The 21,992-nt window shown below is 36.4% G+C and carries 13 protein-coding genes; 1 reads left to right on the plus strand and 12 read right to left on the minus strand.

What is annotated here, in order from left to right:
• Positions 1-24 precede the first annotated feature (24 nt).
• The 3 genes from FLACHUCJ7_RS17865 to FLACHUCJ7_RS17875 form a co-directional block, all read right to left on the minus strand.
• On the minus strand, positions 25-2,472 hold the full coding sequence (locus FLACHUCJ7_RS17865; protein WP_180909863.1) for a glycosyl hydrolase 115 family protein: 2,448 nt from the start codon (positions 2,470-2,472) through the stop codon (positions 25-27).
• Positions 2,473-2,566: 94 nt separating this feature from the next.
• A complete protein-coding gene (locus tag FLACHUCJ7_RS17870) occupies positions 2,567-3,895 on the minus strand; it encodes a rhamnogalacturonidase (RefSeq protein ID WP_078228209.1) in 1,329 nt (442 codons plus the stop codon).
• Between the two features lie 17 nt (positions 3,896-3,912).
• Positions 3,913-5,346, minus strand: a complete 1,434-nt coding sequence (locus tag FLACHUCJ7_RS17875; protein ID WP_180909864.1) for a family 43 glycosylhydrolase — start codon at positions 5,344-5,346, stop codon at positions 3,913-3,915.
• Between the two features lie 156 nt (positions 5,347-5,502).
• Between FLACHUCJ7_RS17875 and FLACHUCJ7_RS17880 the strand changes: the two genes are divergently transcribed.
• A complete protein-coding gene (locus FLACHUCJ7_RS17880) occupies positions 5,503-8,403 on the plus strand; it encodes an exo-beta-1,4-galactosidase (RefSeq protein WP_180909865.1) in 2,901 nt (966 codons plus the stop codon).
• Positions 8,404-8,562: 159 nt separating this feature from the next.
• Here the strand turns inward: FLACHUCJ7_RS17880 and FLACHUCJ7_RS17885 are convergent, their stop codons facing one another.
• From FLACHUCJ7_RS17885 to FLACHUCJ7_RS17925, 9 genes are all read right to left on the minus strand, one after another.
• Positions 8,563-9,903, minus strand: a complete 1,341-nt coding sequence (locus tag FLACHUCJ7_RS17885) for a hypothetical protein (protein ID WP_078228849.1) — start codon at positions 9,901-9,903, stop codon at positions 8,563-8,565.
• 1 nt (position 9,904) lies between these two features.
• A complete protein-coding gene (locus FLACHUCJ7_RS17890; RefSeq protein WP_180909866.1) occupies positions 9,905-11,257 on the minus strand; it encodes a glycoside hydrolase family 88/105 protein in 1,353 nt (450 codons plus the stop codon).
• A gap of 31 nt (positions 11,258-11,288) precedes the next feature.
• Positions 11,289-12,572 (minus strand): DUF4861 domain-containing protein, encoded by a 1,284-nt coding sequence (locus tag FLACHUCJ7_RS17895; RefSeq protein WP_180909867.1) that lies wholly within the window; start codon positions 12,570-12,572, stop codon positions 11,289-11,291.
• Between the two features lie 23 nt (positions 12,573-12,595).
• Positions 12,596-13,678: a PKD domain-containing protein gene (locus FLACHUCJ7_RS17900; protein WP_180909868.1), complete on the minus strand. Its 1,083-nt coding sequence runs from the start codon at positions 13,676-13,678 to the stop codon at positions 12,596-12,598.
• 61 nt (positions 13,679-13,739) lie between these two features.
• Positions 13,740-14,054 (minus strand): L-rhamnose mutarotase, encoded by a 315-nt coding sequence (gene rhaM, locus FLACHUCJ7_RS17905; protein WP_078228215.1) that lies wholly within the window; start codon positions 14,052-14,054, stop codon positions 13,740-13,742.
• Positions 14,055-14,092: 38 nt separating this feature from the next.
• On the minus strand, positions 14,093-15,163 hold the full coding sequence (locus tag FLACHUCJ7_RS17910; RefSeq protein ID WP_180909869.1) for a glycoside hydrolase family protein: 1,071 nt from the start codon (positions 15,161-15,163) through the stop codon (positions 14,093-14,095).
• Between the two features lie 39 nt (positions 15,164-15,202).
• On the minus strand, positions 15,203-16,210 hold the full coding sequence (locus FLACHUCJ7_RS17915; protein ID WP_180909870.1) for a family 43 glycosylhydrolase: 1,008 nt from the start codon (positions 16,208-16,210) through the stop codon (positions 15,203-15,205).
• Positions 16,211-16,344: 134 nt separating this feature from the next.
• A complete protein-coding gene (locus tag FLACHUCJ7_RS17920; protein WP_180909871.1) occupies positions 16,345-19,971 on the minus strand; it encodes a rhamnogalacturonan lyase family protein in 3,627 nt (1,208 codons plus the stop codon).
• Positions 19,972-20,320: 349 nt separating this feature from the next.
• Entirely contained in the window at positions 20,321-21,829 is a 1,509-nt protein-coding gene (locus FLACHUCJ7_RS17925; RefSeq protein ID WP_180909872.1) for a sialate O-acetylesterase, read from the minus strand.
• Positions 21,830-21,992: the final 163 nt, after the last annotated feature.

The raw sequence follows: 21,992 nt of genomic DNA on the forward strand, positions 1-21,992 counted from the left end.
TATCATTTTAAAATTTGATTCATCTTAGATTTTAGTATTTACTGTGATATAGTCCAATACAATTCCTGTTTGATTCACGTTAATTGCAATCGTATGTTTTCCTTTATTTGCATTTGAAACAGGCAGTTTTACAATGGCACTATTGCGCAATACATTTTCTTTCCAGGTTTTATCCCTGTCTTTTGTATTGATCGAAAAGGACTGCGTTTTATTTCCGTCTATCTGTACTTCGATTTGATGATCAAAGTTATTGGCATGCGTAGGCAACAAGTGAATTTCTATTTCATAATTACCCACATTTTCAATTTCAAAATCATAAGAAACTGACGGTTTTTCAGTTTTAAAATACTTTTGTTTTAATGGAAATAAAGTAATAGCATTATTACTATACCCTAAACAGTTAATGGTTTTCCATTGGTATTCTTTAGATTCTTTTTTAGAAATAAACTGATTTGCACTTATGAATTTTATCGCTTTTGAAGTTTCTTTAACTGATGCTTCTTTTGAAAATTCGGCTTTTTTAATAGAATCGAAAACCGGCAGATTTCTAGGGCGCATCGACATCATGTGATTCCATTTGCCACTGCTCAGTTTCTCATTATAAAAATCAGTCAGTTCTTTTATTTTGTTGTATGATTCATTAGATAGTGTTTCGTATTTTTTTTTCTCATTTATATCTGATGCCCTGCAAGCCAGATTCCAGTATAAAAATTTATGGTTCATATAAGCAGCTGATTTAATCGGATAAGTTACCAATTGAAAATAAGCATCTAGTCTTTCATCAGGAACAAGTTGGCCAGTATCTACTGAAACGGCAGAGTTCCAAACATCTACTTCTTTAACCAAATTATTGTAAGCTTTTATTCTTTTCTGACATTCTTCTTCAGTAAAATCGGATAGTTTTATTTGCGTAGTAGGTTCAGTCTGGCTCCATCCCATATATTCCGGCTTTCTGAGAAATGCCAATCGGTAATATTCTTCAAATACAGGATTTAAGTATTCTGCAATTTGGGAAGAGAGTTCTCTGGTAATCCAGTGTTTCAGGTACTGATTGATTCCATCCGATTTTATACTATTAATATCCCACGCTAAATCCAGAAAAAGTTCTGTATCATATTCGGCAGGTTTTATATCTCCAACATTTACGATCCACATTTTTTTAGCACCGTTTTCATAAGCTTTAGTCATTTCGTACCAAATCAAACCCGGTTGTGTTGTACTGAGCCAAAGATAGTCATGTGGCCTTCCCCAATAACTAATATGGTAATAAACACCGCTTCCTCCTGCTCTTTTTTGCTCTTCTTCATTACTGAGACGGCGAATATACCCGTAATTATCATCTGGCCAGACCAAAGTTATATCATCGGGAACTTTAAGTCCGTTATCGTATAATTCCAACACTTCTTTGTACGGTACAAAAGCCTGAGGAATTTCTTTTAACGGTTTTTTAAAAGTATTTGAAAGCATCTCACGCTGATTCAAAATGATTTTTTCCACCATATCGATGGATTCTTTTAAATCTTTCGCCCCTTCCATTTTACTGTCATGAACGCCACGCATGCCCAATGTCATAATGGTTTCGTTCTGAGCCGATTTTAATTCATCTAAACGATCCTGCCAATATTTGTCAACGTTGGATTTATTGGTAAAATAATTATAATCTCCATGAATTTTAGGTTTCCATTCGTCAACATTATTCCGAAGCATTGGTTCAGCGTGTGAAGAACCAATAACCATATGATATTTTTGGGCTATTTCCTTATTCCCCGGAAGGGTAAAAAAACCTTTTGTAGAAGGATGCATAGCCGGCCAGATGGTGTTGGCTTTTAAACGCAGTAATAACTGAAATATCTTTTCGTAAGTTTTGGGTCCGATGTTTCCAACTTCCGGTTCGAATGTTTTTTCTGCCCAGGGCTCTAATCCCCAGTCTTCATCATTTAAGAAGATTCCTCTGTATTGTACCGATGGCGATGAAATGATGCCTTTTTGTGGAAGCTGCAATGTTAGTTTTTCTTTTTTTATCGGATGAACATCTGCCCACCATTTCCATGGAGAAATTCCCAGACGCTCTGTAATTTCAAAAATGGCATAAACTGTTCCTCTTATATCGCTTCCAACTACCAAAAGATTGTCCTTCTCTTTTTTAATGGAAAATTTCTCCCACTGACCAGACAAATCTTTGGATTTTGATTTAAAAAGATCTGATGAGGCCTCTCCGATATAAATTCCTTCTTTAGAAATAGTTTGGGTTGGAACAATTTCGGGTCTTTTTCCGGTTATCTCTTTTACATCATCAGCCAATTCGTTTACAGCCCAAATAACTAATTCGTCTGTATTTTTATCGATATAAATTGTAGTTAACTGATTGGAATCTGAAATTGAAAAATTAACTGCGTTTTTATCCTGACTGTAAATGTTGTTACTCAAAAAAATAAGCAACAACAGCAACCTTGCAAGTATATTTTTGTTCATATTTAAGTTTGTTTACCTAAAAACAAAAGTTCAAAGTTTACAACTAATTACGTTACAACTTTGAACTTCTGCATCTTTAAATTATTAGAAAAAATTACTCCACCAACTGCTTGTTTAAAAGCACATTCTTTAAGGTAATTCCGTCTACAATACTTTTATCTACAGCTGTTTTTGTTGCTTCAATATTCAGGTTTTCGAAAGTAAAATTAGATAAACGAACATTCGGGTCTTTTTCTACATTGAAAAAAGTATCCGACTTCATTTCGATATTTTTTAAAGTCACATGATCGCCATAAGATAACGGAACATCAGGACGGCCTTTTAAATCAAAAAATTGTTTCCATGCCAATACAACAAGGCAGTTTTTTGCCTGTCCTTTAATGTCTTCTACTCTAATGTACTCGTATCTTTGAGGTGTATCCGGTCTCATTTTTAACCAAAGCATTCTCGTGGCACCATCGATTTGGCAATTACGCATAATTACATTTCTGTTGTGAATAGATTCACTTCCGTTTGTTAATGCCGAATGACAGAAACCAAATCGGCAATCTTCGATGATGATATTAGCATTTGGTCCATTATTTTTATCCTGATCTGCATAAGGTCCTTTACCGCCTTTTAATGCAATTGCATCATCATTTACAGACAAATAACATCCTTTCACTAACACATTCGTACAGATATCAACATCGATTGCATCTGTACTTGGAGCCTTAACTTCTAAATGCGGAGAGAAGATGTATAAATCTAATAGTTTTACATTATTACATTTATAAAAGTGATTCGTCCAGAAACCTGAATTTATCAGTTTAACATCCTGAAATTGCACATTATTAGAGTTCCAAACAAAAACCAGTCTTGGTCTTGACACTTCAAGATTGGTACATTTTGGATTGATTTTTCGTCTTGCCCAAAAAGCTTCATAATATTTATAACCGTTTCCGTTGATGGTTCCTTTTCCTGAAATAGAAAAATTATCAACACCGTATGCATTTACCAAAGCCGGAAAATAATCCAGGTTCTGACCTTCCATTCTGGATGGCATAATCGGATAGTTGGCAATATCATCTGAACCTTTTAGAGTTCCACCTTCAGCAACATATAAACTTGTTTTAGGCTTAAAAAATAAGGCACCACTCAGGAAAACACCCTTTGGAATCACAATTACTCCACCACCACTTTTCGCCGCTTTATCAATAACTTTTTGAATCGCAACGGTCTGAATTTTGGTACTGTCTTTCGTAACTCCAAAATCTGTAATGGCATATTGTTTTCCTAAATCCTTCAATTGAAGTTTAGTATAATCCTTAAACCATGGTGTAATAGTGCTTCCATCCGGAAAAGTATCGTTTTTATAATTTTGAGAAAATGCAGGCTGGGCAATTCCCAAAATGCAGATTGCTAGTGTCAGTAATCTTTTCATTGCGTTTTTTTTGGTTTTTAAATTTTATGAGGTGTTATTTTAATTTGACTGATAGAAATATAATACCCTGTGCTTCCGTAATTTGATTTTCTTTTATCTGACCAGTTTGGTCTTTCTCCGGTAACAGAAACAGTTAAATGATAATTGTCTTTTTTTAGCACCGGAGACCTAAAAACTTGTGTCAATGTCGAAAATTTGCTGTACATATCAACAAGTGCCGATACAATTACCTTGCCTTTTTCATTGGTTAAAACCACTTTTGCATAACCATTTTCAGGATTAACTACACTATACAAAGCAATTTGCTCTCCCGTGAATTTGATTAGAACAGAAGCATCTTTTTCATCTGATTTGCTTTCAGATTCTTTTTGTTTCCAGTTACCTTTATATTGAATTTTCGGATTAGTGTTTTTTATGATCTCGTCATTATTATCTGCCTCAGATTGAAGTCCGGTAATTGTATTAATCTTCCATGCATCCTGATACTCAGGAATCGAAAGCAAAGTTCCCGAAATTACAAGCGGCTGCCATACATATGTTGCTGATGACGCTTGTTTAGAAAAAGACCATCGGTCGCCCATAAACATAAAGGTTGTATCTTTTGTCCCCTGGATTGGCAATACAAAAGTCGATTGTGAATTCCATGTGAGTGTTCCTTCCGGAGCGATTAAACCCTGAGATTGCCAGGAGCCTTTAAGCGAATTTGAAGTGTAATAATAGTTGTCGTTTTTCTCCCAGCTTGTTAAATGCGAACCTATAAAATAATAAAGACCGTCTTTTTTAAGCATAGTCGGAGATTCAAATCCGGATGTAATATTTTCGTTTATTTTTTCTGTAACCGATTTAAAATCATCACTCAGTTTATAAATTTCACCTCCGTGAACCAGGATATAACCGGAACCATCAGTATCCTGAAAAGTTCCCATGTCCCATTTTTTAATGGGTTTCCCCTGATACAAAACCGGACCTTTAAACTGATAAGGCCCTTTAATATTTTTGGATACAGCATACCCCACAAACTGATCTTTATATGTCAGGGTGTCGGCGTGCATGAACATAACAAATTCTCCCGTTTTAGGGCACTTCATTACTTTTGGTCTTTCACCAACACGATTAGGACCCAATTTACCCGATTTTTGCAGCGGAAGTGCAATGCTTTCAAATTTCCAGTTATACAAATCTTTGGATGAGTAACAATTGAATCCTGTAAATGCATTACTGATATCCGTGTGAGCTTCGCCAAAGAGATAAAAAGTATCTTTCTCTTTAATAATATTGGCACCATGGGCACTTACAACATTTCCGTTTTGGTCAAACCATGGCGTTCCGGAATAAATCGCATTCATTTTTCCTGACTGTTGCCCATGAGAAGCAGAAACGCACATCATAAGTATAATACACCATGTAACTTTTCTTAAATATTTAAAAATAAAATAATTATTTCCGTTCATTTTTACGATTCCAATTCTTAATTAATCAAATTTATTCTATTCTTATTTTTTTTGTATCCTGTACTATCGGTTATAACTGTTAAATAAAAGACAGGATGCTACAGGATGACAATTCTTGCCTGACCGGTTATTTTTACTTTATACTAAACTAAGATTATGACACAAAAATGCGGCTACATCTGTCTGTTACTGACTGTTTTATTTACTTTAAGCAGTTTTAAAAATGATGAAATCAATCTCGAAGGCAACTGGCATTTTGAAATTGACCGAAACGATGAAGGAATAACTCAAAAGTGGTATAACAAAAATCTCGCAGATGTTATAAAACTTCCCGGGTCAATGGCTGAATTTCTGAAAGGGGATGATATCACCCTAAAAACAAAATGGACAGGTTCGATCTATGACAGTTCATTCTATTTTATTCCACGATTAGAAAAATACCGTCAGCCGGGCAACATACATATCCCGTTTTGGCTCACCCCTGCAAAACATTATGTTGGTGCTGCCTGGTACCAGAAAGATGTAAATGTTCCTTCCAACTGGAAAGGCAAACGGATCCTTCTTCATTTAGAAAGAGCTCATATCGAAACCAGAGTATGGATAAATGATAAAGAAGTTGGCTTAAAAAACTCATTAGTAGCACCACATGTTTACGATTTAAGTGCATTTCTTTCACCAGGGAAACAGCGCATTTCTATTCGCATTGATAATCGGATCACTAAAATAAACGTGGGACCCGATTCCCACAGTATTACGGACCACACACAGGGAAACTGGAATGGTATCATTGGTAAAATAGCTTTAGAATCATTTTCGCCTGTTTATATTGATGATGTTCAGATATATCCGGATGTAAAAAACAGAAAAGCTATTGTAAAAATTACGATTCAGAATAGTACTTCAAATGTGTTTAATGGAAAATTATCCTTATCAGCGAAAAGCTTTAACAGTCCAAAATCTGACCAAACTAAAGAAATTACTAATCCGGTAACTATTTCGTATACTGAAAGCGAAATCATTGAAATAGAACTTCCATTTAAAAAAAGCATGCTGACCTGGGGCGAATTTGACCCGGCTTTGTATCATCTGACCGTAAAACTTAATGCTAAAGGAATACAATCTGAGAAAAAGATTCAGTTTGGGATGCGGGAATTTAAAATAAAAGGAAATCAGTTTTTGATTAATGATGTTCCGGTATTCCTCCGGGGAACGGTACATAATTGCGAATTTCCATTAACAGGTTATCCTGCAACTACGGTTGAAGTATGGGACAAAATTTTCAAAACAATCAAATCCTATGGTTTAAATCATGTTCGTTTTCATTCGTGGTGCCCTCCCGAAGCAGCTTTTATTGCAGCTGACAAGGCCGGAATCTATTTGCAGCCCGAAGGACCAAGCTGGCCGAATCACGGTCCAAAAATAGGATTAGGTCAGCCGATTGACCAATTCTTGTATGATGAGACCATGCGAATGGCAAAAGCATATGGCAATTATGCTTCATTTACAATGTTATCAGCCGGAAATGAGCCTGCAGGAAAACAGGTAGAGTATCTCAATGCCTTTGTGGATTTTTGGAAAGCCAAAGACAGCAGAAGAGTTTATACCGGAATGTCTGTTGGCGGAAGCTGGCCTGTGGTTCCAAATGCCGAATACCAGTCCCGTGGTGGTGTACGAGGTTTGAACTGGAATAAATTGCCCGAAACAGAAACAGATTTCAGTACTGGAATTGCTCCTTTTAAAGTGCCATTTGTTGCGCATGAAATCGGTCAGTATTGTGTTTTCCCAAATTTTGAAGAAATATCTAAATACAAAGGGGTTTACAGGGCTAAAAATTTCGAAATGTTCCGTCAGGATCTTGCAGATCACAACATGGCCGATCAGGCAAAAGACTTTTTGAATGCCTCCGGAAAACTGCAGGTACTGTGTTATAAAAACGAGATTGAAAAAATGCTGAGAACACCAGGATATGCAGGATTTCAGGCGTTAGGGCTACAGGACTTTCCGGGTCAGGGAACCGCTTTAGTGGGTGTTTTGGATGCTTTTTTTCAGGAAAAAGGATATGTAACTTCTCAGGAATATAAACGATTTTGTAACGAAACGGTTCCGTTGCTGAAAATTCCAAAATTTGTCTATACCAATACTGAAACTTTTAAGGCCGAAATAGCACTTTTTCACTCAGGAAAAACTCCTTTACAAAATTCGGTAATCAGCTGGACTATCAAAAATGAGAAAGGAATTGCTCTTTCTGAAGGAAATTTTACCCCTAAAACTTTTGAAAACGGAAATGGTATTTTAGTTGGAAACCTGACTTTTCCATTGAACGAAATTAAGATTGCATCCAAATTAAATTTAGAAGTAAAAGTAAATAATACGGCTTTTATAAACGATTGGGATTTTTGGGTATATCCTGATAAAAATCCGGAAATTACTTCCTCTGTTTATTACACAACTGTTATGGATGACAAAGCCAAAGAGGTTTTGCAGAATGGTGGAAAAGTCTTTTTGAATGCATCCGGCAAGGTTGTAAAAGGGAAAGAAGTAGAAATGCATTTTCTTCCGGTTTTCTGGAATACTTCCTGGTTCAAAATGCGTCCTCCACACGTCACAGGAATGTTTATTCAGGATAAAAGTGCTGCTTTTGCCAGTTTTCCAACGAGTTTCCATAGCGATCTGCAATGGTGGGAAATTCAAAACCGCTCGCAGGTGATGAATCTTGAAGATTTTCCGGCAGATTTCCGTCCGTTGGTACAGCCTATTGATACTTGGTTTATGAACCGCAGACTGGCATTAATACTAGAGGCTAAAGTGGGGAAAGGGAAAATTATCGTGAGCAGTGCCGATTTAGGTCCGGATTTAGAAAATAAACCTGCTGCAAAACAATTGTTCATTTCCTTACAGCAATACATGAATTCTGATGCTTTTAATCCAAAAGAAGAATTGAGCTTTGATGTCTTAAACGATATTTTCGTGAGTCCGTCAAAAGAACAATTTAAAACGTTTACCAAAGACAGCCCAGATGAATTAAAGCCTAATTCCAATCAGAATAAAGTTAAATAGTTTTGTAATGAATCAAATAAATTATTTAAATTTAAACTTTCAATACTTATATTTAAATCGTTTATAAACAAATAAAAGCGTTTATAAAAACTATTTTTATAAACGCTTTTTTGATATTGAGATATTATAGAGTTTTTCTAATCGAAAAAAAGCTTTTGGTTATTTAACTTTTCTTTTAAGCCATTCTTTCGGAACATTTACAATACAGATATTCATCGTGCGATTATCCTCTGAAAGCATAGCCGACTGAATCTGGATTTTCGTTCCATCCCTATTAAAAGTGGGGTGAACATGATCAGCTGCTGTTTGCTTATGTCCAGTTGTCAGGAGCATCATTTCGTTTGTTTTTCGGTCAATTAAGTATACACTTCTGGAGAAATCATCTCCTACTGCCCATCTTCCGTCAGCAGAACCATGTACATGCCATAATCCGCTGCCGTTTTTGGTTTGTCCGGCAATAATCATTTCGCGGGTTCTTAAATTTACAATGGCAAGACCTGTAGGTTTTTCACGGGTTCCAGTATTTCCCCAATTGCTTTCCTGTCCGGGATTAACCAGAGTTTTAATCTCACCGTTTTCAGCTACTTCTACCGGAGCATCTTTTTGGATATCAATTTTTCGATGTCCCATTATGGCTATTGCTACTTCATCTTTAGAAATCACTGCCTCGTGCGTTACCCATTCAAAATCAGATTCGGGATACAAAGGGCGTAAACCCGTTCCGTCTGCCATAACGGTCCAGGTTCTTTGAGGTGACTTCCCTCCTGTTTCCCAGCAAAAAACCAATTCACCCGGATTCCAGATATTCGACTGAATATGTCCAACCTGAAATGGTACTGAAACAACCTGTTTAAATTCACCCGATTTTAAATTCAGGCTTCCTATTCCGCCCGGACCTGCACCCATATTCCTCGGACCGATACTTTTCTCTATTTTTACATTCGGATCTAAGTGTCTCGCCGCTTCTTCTTTTCCGATTCTAAAATAAACTCTTTCTTCATCTGCATCTAAAGCCATATCGCCTGAAGCGCCCATTTCGGGATTTGTTATACCGCAAATACGTTCGTAAGCTGAAACCGGTTTCATTTTTCCTGCCTGACTGTCTTTAAAAACAGCTTCCAGATTTACCTCTACAATCTGCATTTTATCTCCTTCTCCTTTTCGCATAAAATACAGTTTCATGCTTTTTTGAGCCATGCATAAAGTTCCGGTATACCCTCCTTCGGTAACCTGAACCATTATGCCTGATTTTTCGTTGACCGCTACTGCTTCTCCACTGGCTCTTTTGGTTCTGAAAATCAGCCATTCTCCATCTGATGTCCATTGCGGATGCGTTGGATAGGTTTTAGAATCTCCTGCCTGTTTGGTTGTCAAAAAAATCAATTCCTGACCTGTGACCGGATCTTTTATTATCTTTTTTTCTGATGGAAAACGGGTACCAATCTGACTGAAAGAAGTCATAGTTGCCAATAAAAAAATGACACTTAAATGGCTCTTCATATTATTTGTGTAAATTGTTTTTACCTTCAACTTTTAATTGTATTGCACTGTCATTTATCTGAAACTGATTGTCTTTTAACAACAAAATTACTTCGGCTCCAGCCAATAAAACTGGGCCATAACCATGAGCGGCAAAAACATTTATCGGACGATAGTAATAAAACGCAGGATCAAAGCCCATCCCCGTACCTACGCAGGTTCCTTCCACTTGACCTTTTTCATTTACTTTTGAAGCAACTGCATTCCAACCCAATAAAACTGCAGGACCATACGTCATTTTATCCACATACCCACGATTAATCGCTCGGGCAATTGAATAGGTGTAAATGGCTGTTGCCGAAGTTTCTAAATACGAATCATTTCTATCCAGCAGTTGATGCCAAAAACCGGTTCCGTGCTGGTATTGTACTAATCCTGCGATGTGCTTTTGCAGTTGCGCCAGAACATGAAGATATCCCGGATGATTTTTAGGTAAAACCTCCAGTAATTCAACCATAGTCATTATAGCCCAGCCATTTGCCCTTGCCCAATGAAATTGAGGATGTACTTCCATCGACTCAACCCAGCCGTGCATGTAGATTCCTTTTTGCTCGTTGAACATTCTTTTAGAAAATTGGTTAACTTGTTTTACAGCATCATCAAAATATTTTGTGTCACCTGTGTAAGCCCCCATTTGAGCTAAAGCAGGCACACTCATAAACATATCATCCAGCCAAAGCGTATTGTCCTGAGGCCTGTTTCGTGCTAAAGTTCCGTCATTTAATCGAAACTGCTCCTTACTTATAAAATCGATGTAATTATTAACCAAAGGATCGATATTGGCTTTTAAGCCATCTTTTTTGGCTTTAATAAAGGCTGCACAAAGCGCTCCGGCAAAATCCAGTGCTTCGGGATGAAGCGTTTTCAGCATATCTTTATCCTTGATATTTTTTTCCTGAATATTTTCAGCAACATCAGCGATTAATTTTATTCTTTTATTCGAATAATCTGCAAAATATTTTTCACCTGTCGCTTTAGAAGCCAATAACATTCCGGCATAAGTAACGCCCCATTCGTAACTCGTTAATCTAAAAGCTCCTGGTTCGAAAATAACATCTTCTTTGTTTTTTTTATAGTCGGTAATTTCAGTCTTTGTTGCTGCATTTATAATTTTTGAAGCCGAATTTTTATCTAAAAAATTATAGACTCTGTCCAATACAGATTTTATATTTTCTTTTTGCGGAATTACATACGGTGTTGGATAATCAGGCTGCATTAGATGCAAAGGTGTTGTGGCATCATTGGTTTGGGCGTTTGCAAAATTACTGACACCCAAAACAAATAAGGCGATAATTTTGGTTGATTTATAGTTCATGGTTAGATATTTTTTAGTTAGTGAAATTTTATTATTTGCTTACTTCAATCTTTATTTTAGCCGAAAGCTGTTTAGCAAGAGCCGTTACATAATTACTGAAATAAGCGGAATCTTTGAAGTTTGTATCAGCACTTAGTTCCCAGCCTGCAACAGGATAATAACTAATTGGCTGATTATTTTTTGTACTTACTTTTATCAAATAGGAATTGGTCAGTTTACCTGTTTTTGGAGCTTCGATATAGCCTTTGTAAGCATCTTTTGGAATAATTACAGCAATTCCCAAAATCCATTGACGTTCATAAGTCAGTTTATCGTGCAGAATAAAACAAACGTAATCTCCGGAATCAATTACCTGTAACGGATTCTGATTATTGATATTTGAAAACGCAATAGCCAATGTTTCATTACCTTTCAGTCCATTTAAAGAAACGCTATTTTTGTATCCGTACATTCCAGGCCAGATTGAAGCCGTTTCCTGCACCTGATAGTTATTTCCTGAAGCCTTCCAATTTTGATATTTATAACTCAAAACCGAATTTACAGGACCTTCGCTTACAATTTTGAAAGTCGTTTTTTCAACGTTATTTATCGTATCATTGATTAGAATACCAAGTCTGTTGATTTCATCTCCAACGATTAATCCATATCCGCCTAATCCGGCAGAAGTTCCCACAGGAAAAATATCCCTTCCCCATTCGTGCATCTGATGATAATTGTCTTCTAAGGCGCCTTTGCTGCTGATACCTACATTTTCAGGTGTGATACCGGGAGTTGTTTTACCAAAAACATCTTTACAATTTCTTCCGTCCAGATAATGTCTGAAACCTACTTTATCATTTTCCCAGGTTGGGCCATCAGTTTGGTATTTTTGAAATCCAAGTTTCTTGTACACCTGATTCGCTAACAAAACTTCTTCAGTTGCAGGCTGTACAGGTAAATTTTCTGCTTCTCTTTTTCCGAAACGTGCACTGGTTTTTACTGCATACTTAGGATCCGTATTGGACCATTTAAGTTCAACTGTTTTCTTTTCTTTAGCAGAAAAATCAGCCACAAAGAATAATTCATCCCATTTTCCGTCACCATCCAGATCGTTTACCTGGGCCGGAATCGTATCTAAATTTTGCAGTATTATTGGAAAAGATTTTTCGATTCCCTTTGCTTTAAGCGTACTTCTTTTTATTGAAATTGCCTTTTGTGGCAGCGCCAAATCAGAATTATTGGTTAAAACAATTTTAGTCGATTGTGATTTTTGCGCTTTGCAGCTTATAAAAACCATAGCCGATAAAGCTATTGAAAGACAGAGTTTCGATTTCATTATTCTTATTTTTTATTTACTATTTATTTAACGGCAACATCCCAGATTTTTGACAATCTCGATTTTCCTTTTGGTCCTGAAATGTCTAAAACTACAACATATTTTCCGGCATCCTTATATTCATGTATCGGATTTTTTTCTGTCGAAAAACTTCCGTCTCCAAAATCCCATTTGTATGATTCAATTTCGCCTACAGACTGATCGACAAATGCTACCGTTCTTTTGTTTTTATCAATGACTTTGAAAGTCCATTTGGCACTGATTTCTTTTATAAATTGTTTTTCCAAGGGCATTAATTTAAAAGGAAGGCTGTAAGAAGCATTTCCATACATTTTATGTTCTTTTGAAAGATTCCAAAAACCATTATTTGTTTCCTTATTCACATCATCATAATCGATAATTGCCCAGCAGAGACCGATGCTTTTATTTTCTTCCAATATGGATTCTACTGCTCTGGACGGATCGTTTCCTGCATAATCAAAAGGAGTAATCCAGAATTCTAATATCAGTTTTCCTGATTCTCCTGCTTTAAAATTATAATTAGAAGCAGCATTAGCATACGGAAGTTCCTTAATCCACGGTTGGCTACCCCAAACCAATGTCCAGTCTTTTCCTTCGGCAGGAGTGAAAATATGATAATTCTGAGCATGCACACCATGAAAAGAAAAATAGGCTTCCATTGTATTTGTCAATGCCGGATTAGGATGAAACCTGTCTATAAACGGTCCGCCGGACTGATCTGCATCAACAATGACTTCAAAAGTATCATTGTGAAGACCCGACAACGAAAAATCCCAGTAATCATCATACGCTTCATACAAAAAATACAGACGATTCAATCCTTTTACCCAGGCAACCTTAACACTTACGTCTAAATTTTTAGGATTTGCTTTGGCATGTTTTCCGCTGTCTTCCCATAACTGATCCATTCCAACAGTATAACTTTCAGGAACCATTTTCCAGTCATCTACTTTTCCGTCAATCGTTGGGATTTTGTTCGCCGGAAACTGAAAAACTTTAAAAGTTCTGGTATCTTGTGACCGGCATTGAAACAACGTGCAAAACATTATCGCTAAAAAAAATGTATTCTTTGTATGAAGTTTCATAAGTATGTTATTTAATTTTTAATCGGATTCAAAGCTGTTTTTTTGAATAATCGGAAGAATATTAATCTAAATGAAAAACCTCCTTCAGACCAATAGCAACTGGAGAATTATCAGGATTGGTCTCCATAATATCACCCATATAAACCCACCATTTTTTTACAATCGGATGGTTTGGCAATAAATCAAAATCGAAATCAGCACTTATTTTTTGAACCGCAAAAAGTATTAATGTTTCTTCATCCAGAAAAATACTGTAATCCTGTATACCGGTTTCTGAAAGGAGACTTGCTAATTCAGGCCAGATCTCATCATGTCGCTTTTTGTATTCAGCTTCAAATCCCGGTTTTAATTTCATTTTAAAAGCATTTCTTACCATAAGTTTTTAATTTTTTAAGAGTAATTTTCTAAAGATATTTACATTATTTTGAAGATAAACGATGAAGCCGTTTCAAATTTCCCGCCTTGTGAGGCAGTAAACAAATAAGTCGCTTTTCCGTTTTGGAATAATAACTGAGGGCGTTCTGCACGGCCATATCGGTTGAGATGTTTTGGAGCCTGAGGCTGATTGATATATTTATTGAGTGGCTGATAGGATATTGAAGGATCAGACCAGTGAATTCCATCATCCGAATCCATGTAAAGTCCTTTGTCCTGTCCAAAAACACCCAAATCCCTTGCCAGCATTTTAAACTTTTTATCTTCATACCATACAAAAGCATCTTCACATTGTTTGTTATCTCCTAATTTTGAAAAATCAACAACAGGATTGCCTTCATATTTTCTATAAGGTCCTTCAAGAGATTTAGCAACTGCTAATCCGTATTTTCTATTTCCTTTAATTGGAAATTTTGGATGCACATAATTTTCTGTATCCAATGATTTATAATACAGCCAGTATTCACCATTTGGATGTTTTAAAAAAGAAGGATTTGTAGTCAAAAGATCATCCCAGGAACCTTCACTTCCCGGAAGCAAAAAAGGTTCATCAGGTCTTTTCCATGGTCCGTAAAGAGAATCTGAAGTAGCTAGTCCAATTCGTTTGGTATTCATTTTGCCATTAGAATTCCCCATAAAAAACAACGCATATTTTCCATCCACAAAATGAATACTCGGATTATGACAGGTCGTTGCATCCCAAAAGCCTTCACCACGGGGAGCAAAGACAGTACTCACATACGTGTAAGGACCTTCTGGAGAATCTGCTGTGGCATGAGCAATTTCAGAGCCGTTAATCCAGCCGCTCATTGATTTAGATTTTTTCCAACGCGAAAAAAAGACATGAATTTTACCATCAGGCCCTTCAATAGGGCTGTTACACCACACATAGTAGTCTTCAAATTCAAGTGCACAGCCTACCGGTTTAAGTCTTTTTTCGAAATCAGAAAGTTTCGGATCAATATGAAAACTATTGCTTCTGAGTGGAAATGGCAGACACAGCCCTATGAGAGCAAGAGAATTTCCGATTATAAATTTTCTTCTATTCATTTTAATTTCCTATAAAAAATCAAAAGCAAAATGTCTTAATTAATGTTTTAAATTAATTTGAACCACCTTGTCACGATTACAGATAATTTCACCATTTATGTATTCTAATTCTGCAACCTGTATTGTGCTTCTTCTGGTTTCAAAATTGTCTATTCCTTTATTTTCAGGAGTTCTTCCGGGATGTGTGAAATAAAAAACATAGGCTTTGTCATCGCTTACAATAACATCAGCATGTCCGCCAATTACTTTGTCATCTTCTCCTGTTCCCGGAATTTGAAGAATGTTTTTTTCCTGTCTTTTCCAGTTTATAAAATCATCCGAAGAGAAAACAGCCAAACCTTTCCATGGATCTGTAATCATCCAGTTTTTCCCTTTCCAGCTAAAAATTTTCGGGCCTTCTCCCCTGTCTTTTACTACTTTTTTTCCGCTGTCTGTCCAATGGTACAAATCTTTGCTGTCGGCATAATAAATGGATTTGCCATCATTTTCATTGTTGTAATACATACGCCAGTTTCCATCAGGCAATTGAAAAACAGAAGCATCAATGCAACGCTCTGAAGCCAGTTTTAATTGTGATTCAAATTTCCAGTCGATTAAATTTTTATTGTTCAGGTGCACAATATATCGAGGATGTTTCCAATCTTCAAAAATACCCGGAACAATTGTCAGGTACATATGATATTTATTTTTATGCTTGATGACTTCCGGAGCCCAGTAGGTGACATCTTTAATCGTATAACCAATATTACAATTGGTTTTATATTTCCAATGTGCCCCATCATTTGATTCGGCAATGCCAATGGGAGTTCCATGTACCCAGCTCACCCCATTTCCACCAATATTTGCTCTTCGATTGGTGTAAAACATCAGCCATTTTTTATCTTTTTTACTCCAGATAATAGTCGGATCTGCTGCTCCGTCAAAAACAGGGTCTCGATATAAAGGCTTATCTGCAGTTTCATTTTTTGCTTGCTGAGCAAAAGCGGAAAGACAAAATAAAAAGTATAAAAAAAATATTTTTTTGAAGGTTATGAAGGTTAATTTCATGAAAACATAATAGGTTTAATTTCAAATATATTTATTTATTATTCGAATACTGTCCTGTGCTATACTGTACTTTTTAAAGCATAATAGGAAGATTTACAAAAATGTAAACCTTTCTATTATAGATAATTATGTTATTATTTTTCAATCAGAATTTTAAGTGTTTTAGTTCCTTCTTCACTAATTACTTTTAGAAGATAAACTCCATGATTATGGTTAGGAATGCTAAATACTCCATTTTGATCCTTTCCGGTAAGTTCAATATCTTTTTTCACTAAAACCTGTCCGGTAATATCTGAAATTACAACGGTTGCTTTAGATGATTTATAACCACTAAATCGGATATTAAATTGTCCCGAAGAAGGATTTGGATATACCATTACTTCTGCTGTTACGGAAGCATCTGTTTTTTTAACCCCTAAATTCGAAATGTCTTTTATAACAATATTCGATGCAGGAACCGGAGCCATATCATATCCTAAAAAATAACTTGGATGAGGAGGCTGATTGTAAGCTGAATTTTGCCATGCAATTGCTGTACGGTATTGAGGATCGTGCATTAAAGTAGGAATTCGGTAATCAGAAATGATATTGGTTGTAAAAAGAATGAGGGCAGTATTGTCAGTACGACGTAGTATAATTTCCTCTCTCCAGTCACCTAAAATATCGCCTGTAAGAGCTGGATTTTTTTTAGAATCATTATTGGAAGAAACGGGAGCTGCCTGATAAATCGTAAACAAGCGGTTTAGCGATTGTGTTGCCGGATTCCATTTGTCCATAATTGTACCATCAAGCAATTCACGTCCTAAATCACCATCCCACCAAACAGCACCATTCACAGCCTGGCTTCCGTTTGTTGGTTTGCTGGTTCCAATTTGTCCATCCTGAACATTATACAAATAACCGGAAGAACTCCACATTTCATAACCTCTGTGGTTTGAATCAATATCTGCCGCCAAAGCACGGCCAACATCTCCTGTGGTAACAGCTCCAAAAATCATTTCACCGGTTTTAGCATCATTAAGCCTGATTCCGTATGGGCTATATTGACTTTCGGATTCCAGACACTGCCAGATTTCCTGGCCGGGACGATCCGGATCCATATCCGACATGTGAAGTGCATCTCCATGTCCCTGCCCATAAGTCCAAAGACGTTTTCCATCATCATTAATAGCACTTGAACCGTTTATGATTTCGTCTTTTCCGTCACCATCCACATCACCAATAGTCATTTGGTGATTTCCCTGAGTTGAAAATGCATTATTGGCAGGATCACTCGCGTCTTTACTATCGAAAATCCAACGAAGCGTCAATTGTCCATCGCGCCAGTCATAAGCAGCACGCATTAATTTATCATAATAGCCACGGCCTACAATCAAACTCGGACGGGCGCCATCTAAGTAAGCTACCGCAGAAACAAAACGATCCTGACGATTTCCGTAAGTGTCACCCCAGTCTGCAGTATTTGCCCTCGCCGGCTGATAAGCAACTGTAGACATGGCAGCTCCTGTCAAACCATTGAAAACAGTCAGGAATTCAGGTCCTGCCTGTACCCATCCTCCTGAATTTCGATGATCGACCGTAGCATTACCAATCACTGTTCCTGTTCCATCAATAGTTCCGTCAGCTGTTTTTAAAATTATTTCAGCTTTTCCGTCTCCATCAAAATCATACACCATAAATTGATTGAAGTGCGGACCTGCATTTACATTTTTACCTAAGTTGATACGCCAAAGCAAAGTACCGTTCATTTTATAGCAATCGAAAATTTGTTCTCCCGAAAAACCTCCTCCGTTATGATTCAATAATGTAGGATCCCATTTTAAGAAAATTTCATATTCACCGTCTCCATCGACATCACCGACGCTTGCATCATTTGCAGTATAGGTATATGCTGTTCCATCCGGAATTGTACCTCCCGGCGGAATTTGCAATGGAATCGACAACTGGTTATTCCCCCATACCGAAACAGGAGCCGATGCAGCACCTTCAGTTCCACCAATAACTGCTTTTATGGTATAAGAACCATTTGCTGCAATATTATCGATATAGTTTGTCGAAGTTGTAATAGGAGCAGAATTGATTTTTACATTATCCCTGTAAACATTAAAAGTAATATTTGCAGGATCATTAGCCAGCAATCTCCAGCTAATAAAAACTTCATTCGTCGATTTACGCAAGGCAACTACACCACGGTTCAAAAATTCTACCTGTTTTGGCGTATTCACTACTGCATCAGGTAGAGCCAGCGTATTGAACCTAATATTTTCTCCATAGGTAGTACCTCCATTTATTGCATAGGCTCTAACATAATACAAAGCTGCCGGTGTAAGGCCGGGAATAGTTACTGAAAAATTGCCTGTGCCACCGGTAGCTGCTATAATTTTAGTATTAGCTACGGTTGGATTACTGCTTGTACTGTAAACGATTCCTCTTTCTGTAACTGCAGTTCCTCCATCTGAGGTAATATCCCCTCCTGTTTCTGCTGTAGTTGCTGTCAAATTTGTAACCGTATTTGTGGTAAGTGTTGCCGGTGGAGGAGCCGGAACATAGGTTCTAACAATAGGAGTTACAATACCTCCTGTATTTGCTTTTGTATAAACAACAAAAGGATACAAACTTCCGGCAACAATTGTTAAATTCCCAGCCGGTTCATCAATTCCTCTAATTACTGTCGGATCTTTCATTTCTGTCCAGACAGTTGCGCCCGCAGTTTGTTTAAACACACGAGCAGAATAGGTAGGTGTACTGCTCACGTTGTCTATGAAAGAACAGTAAAGATTACCAGAAACATCCTTAATCAAACTTATATTTGGGGAATCTCTGGAACCAATAATAGTATTTGGACCCCAAGTATTTGCAGCTTTATTATATTCAATTACCGTTGCTTTATTGGTACTGGCCGTATTAAAATAAGCAATTGCCAGATTATTGGCAGAGTTAAGTACCATACTGGTATGACGTACTCCCGCAGTAACTGATGAAGCTGCAGAAGCAGTCCAGGTTCCATTTGTAAACTTATACAATGTCATGCTACCTGTAGTGGCACTTATGGTAGTTAAATTACAGTATACCAGCCAAGGTACATCAGCCTCATCCACTACTAAACTTACTCCAATTGCTATTGAAGCAGTATTTACCGAACCACTACCAACTGTAACCCAGGAAGTACCATCAAACTTTTTAACATAAGGAGTCAATGTCCCATTATCACCAAAGGCGATATATGGATTGTTATCAGAATCGAAAGTCAATGAGCACCGAGGTGTTGAGCCATATTGTGAAACAGAATTAGTAACAGAACCAGTCGAAACATAGAGGTTGTTAGTTTCGTTATTTAATGGTTCCCATGCGTCTGTAGCTGTATTGTAAATTTTCACCGCCAGTTTATTACCATTTGCGGCATCCACGTAAGTAACATAAAAGCGGTTTGTTTTGTCCAGTATTATTCTGGAAAAATTAAGATTCGCTCCAATATCGTTACCTACTTGTTCCCAATTTCCTGTGGCAGTGTTTCTTTTTTTAACTTTGACAACAGGTCCGCTTCCTTCTCGGAACACTACATAAGGAACGTCGTTTAAAACAGCAATAGATGTATAGGACGATGCTACAGCGGAAACCTGAGATTCATTTCCCAAAATATTCCAGTTTTGTGCAAACGAATTATTTACATTCAAAAAGCTAAAAAATGTAATTAAAATAATTTTAAGGAATTGCTTTTGAAAGTGAATTGGTATAAATTCAAAAAGTACTTGTTTTTTCATAAATAGTTGGTTAAAAGGTTAGTACTATTAAAATTATTAGGATAAATATTTAATACTGTCCTGCCCTACCCTGCTATTTTTTTGAAAATTAGATTTTTACACTTTAAAAAAGTTTAAAAAAATATTAATAAACTAGAAATCAAAGAATTGAACACAATAACCACTAGATAAATAATTACATATGTATTTTGTTATAAAAATTAAAATTCAATTTTAAAACTCTTAATTTCCCATCAAATCCACAAAAATTCGGTTTAATTCATAAAAAATACCTGTGCATTTCTTAAACTCAGAAATGAAAAGGGAACATTATAAACTAACTAAACTAAACTCTTTTTATACAATTTGATTACCAGTTATCAGTACGAAAAGGGGATGCCGGTAAATTTTCGGCATTAAATAAATTTGGATCAGGCACTGCTTTCCATGCAAAACGAACTGCTTTTGGATTTTTTACTTTTTCTGAAGAAACTATAATCGTCTTACCGTCTATCTTAGCAACAGCCGGATAATAGGTTTTATCATCTCCGGCAATTTCAAATTCTTTTAAATCTCCAGTTGTTTTTTTGAATCCCGAATCAGCATAATCAAAAAATAACTGGATTTTATCTTTTTTGATTTTCATGTGATTATAAATGGGTCCTGAATATACCAATTTATCTTCGTTGTATGTTTTTGCCAAAGCTATTAGTGCCAACCTGTGACCGACAGTTTGTTTGTCTATTGGGTGAATGTTGTTTGTGTCCCCAACATCAGTCGTAACGGCCATTCCGCTATTGGATATTTTTTGTAATGACAATAATTGCGCTTCTCTAATCTCTGGAGTCTGCCCTTTATGGGGCGTAATCTGTACATAATAAAAAGGGAAATCTCCCTGTTTCCAGTCGTCTCTCCAGCTTTTTACCATAGCAGGAAATAAAGTTTGGTATAATTTTGCCTTGCCTGAATTGCTTTCTCCCTGATACCAGATGACACCTTTCATTGTGTAATTAATTAAAGGATGCAACATGGCATTATACAATACATACGAAGTTTTATTTGCTTCTTTTTTAGGCTTTTTAAGTTCTGTTTTTGAAGCATTATTGTTAGCCTGCTTTTCGTTTCTTAAATTCAGGTAATACATTTCCAGTTTCTCCTGATATCCTTTTTCATTTTTAGCATCTTCTTCCAGAATGGTTAAAAAATCCGGATTTTCTTCCAGAACATTCTGAGAAGTCCAGGCTTCTGCTTTTGTACCTCCCCATGAAGTTGAAATAAGACCAATCGGAATTTTTAATTTCTGATACAACTCTCTTCCGTAAAAATAAGCAACTGCTGAAAACGTTTTTATTGTCTCAGGAGAGCATGATTCCCATCTTCCGGTAACATCATCAAGCGGCTTAGCAGATGCATTTGTCAAAACCGTAAACAATCTGATATTTGGATAATTCGATTTTACGATTTCCTCTTCATAGTTTTTGACACCGGTTTTCCAGGTACCTTCTTCCTTTCCTACAGGAAAATACATATTTGACTGTCCTGAGCAAATCCAGACCTCTCCAATAAGAATATTATTAAGCGTAATTTTGTTTGAAGCGTTGATAATTATGGAATATTCTTTTTCGCTTCCCTGAGGAGTCTCTACTGTTACTTTCCAGTTTCCTGTTGAATTTGCAATAGTTTCTATTGAACTGTTTTGCCATCCTAACTGAATATTTATTTTTTCGTTTGGAGATGCCCATCCCCATAAGTTCACTTTTGCATTTTGCTGTAAGACCATATTGTCACTAACCAAAGCTGGTAGTTTAACCTGAGCAGTTATAGAAAATGAAGCACTTAAAAAGGTTAAAAATAAAGACAGTTTTTTTATATAAATCATAGAATGAAAATTTAATATTTAGCACTTAAAAATAAATGACTTAAATAATATAGCTATCCTGTGCTTCCCTGTTTTAACTTGCAGATTAAACAAAAAAAGGCAATAACTACGTTACTGCCCTATAAAATTAAAACCACTTAATTTTTATTTATTACAATTTAAA

It is taken from the genome of Flavobacterium salmonis (assembly GCF_903819435.1).
Lineage (GTDB): Bacteria > Bacteroidota > Bacteroidia > Flavobacteriales > Flavobacteriaceae > Flavobacterium > Flavobacterium chungangense.

Bases quoted from the DNA above. Each gene is read 5' to 3' on its own strand.
- FLACHUCJ7_RS17895 (WP_180909867.1), bottom strand. From the start codon at position 12,572: ATGAAATCGAAACTCTGTCTTTCAATAGCTTTATCGGCTATGGTTTTT.
- FLACHUCJ7_RS17925 (WP_180909872.1), bottom strand. From the start codon at position 21,829: ATGATTTATATAAAAAAACTGTCTTTATTTTTAACCTTTTTAAGTGCT.
- FLACHUCJ7_RS17915 (WP_180909870.1), bottom strand. From the start codon at position 16,210: ATGAAATTAACCTTCATAACCTTCAAAAAAATATTTTTTTTATACTTT.
- FLACHUCJ7_RS17875 (WP_180909864.1), bottom strand. From the start codon at position 5,346: ATGAACGGAAATAATTATTTTATTTTTAAATATTTAAGAAAAGTTACA.
- FLACHUCJ7_RS17900 (WP_180909868.1), bottom strand. From the start codon at position 13,678: ATGAAACTTCATACAAAGAATACATTTTTTTTAGCGATAATGTTTTGC.
- FLACHUCJ7_RS17880 (WP_180909865.1), top strand. From the start codon at position 5,503: ATGACACAAAAATGCGGCTACATCTGTCTGTTACTGACTGTTTTATTT.
- FLACHUCJ7_RS17870 (WP_078228209.1), bottom strand. From the start codon at position 3,895: ATGAAAAGATTACTGACACTAGCAATCTGCATTTTGGGAATTGCCCAG.
- FLACHUCJ7_RS17885 (WP_078228849.1), bottom strand. From the start codon at position 9,903: ATGAAGAGCCATTTAAGTGTCATTTTTTTATTGGCAACTATGACTTCT.
- FLACHUCJ7_RS17890 (WP_180909866.1), bottom strand. From the start codon at position 11,257: ATGAACTATAAATCAACCAAAATTATCGCCTTATTTGTTTTGGGTGTC.
- FLACHUCJ7_RS17910 (WP_180909869.1), bottom strand. From the start codon at position 15,163: ATGAATAGAAGAAAATTTATAATCGGAAATTCTCTTGCTCTCATAGGG.
- rhaM (WP_078228215.1), bottom strand. From the start codon at position 14,054: ATGGTAAGAAATGCTTTTAAAATGAAATTAAAACCGGGATTTGAAGCT.
- FLACHUCJ7_RS17865 (WP_180909863.1), bottom strand. From the start codon at position 2,472: ATGAACAAAAATATACTTGCAAGGTTGCTGTTGTTGCTTATTTTTTTG.
- FLACHUCJ7_RS17920 (WP_180909871.1), bottom strand. From the start codon at position 19,971: ATGAAAAAACAAGTACTTTTTGAATTTATACCAATTCACTTTCAAAAG.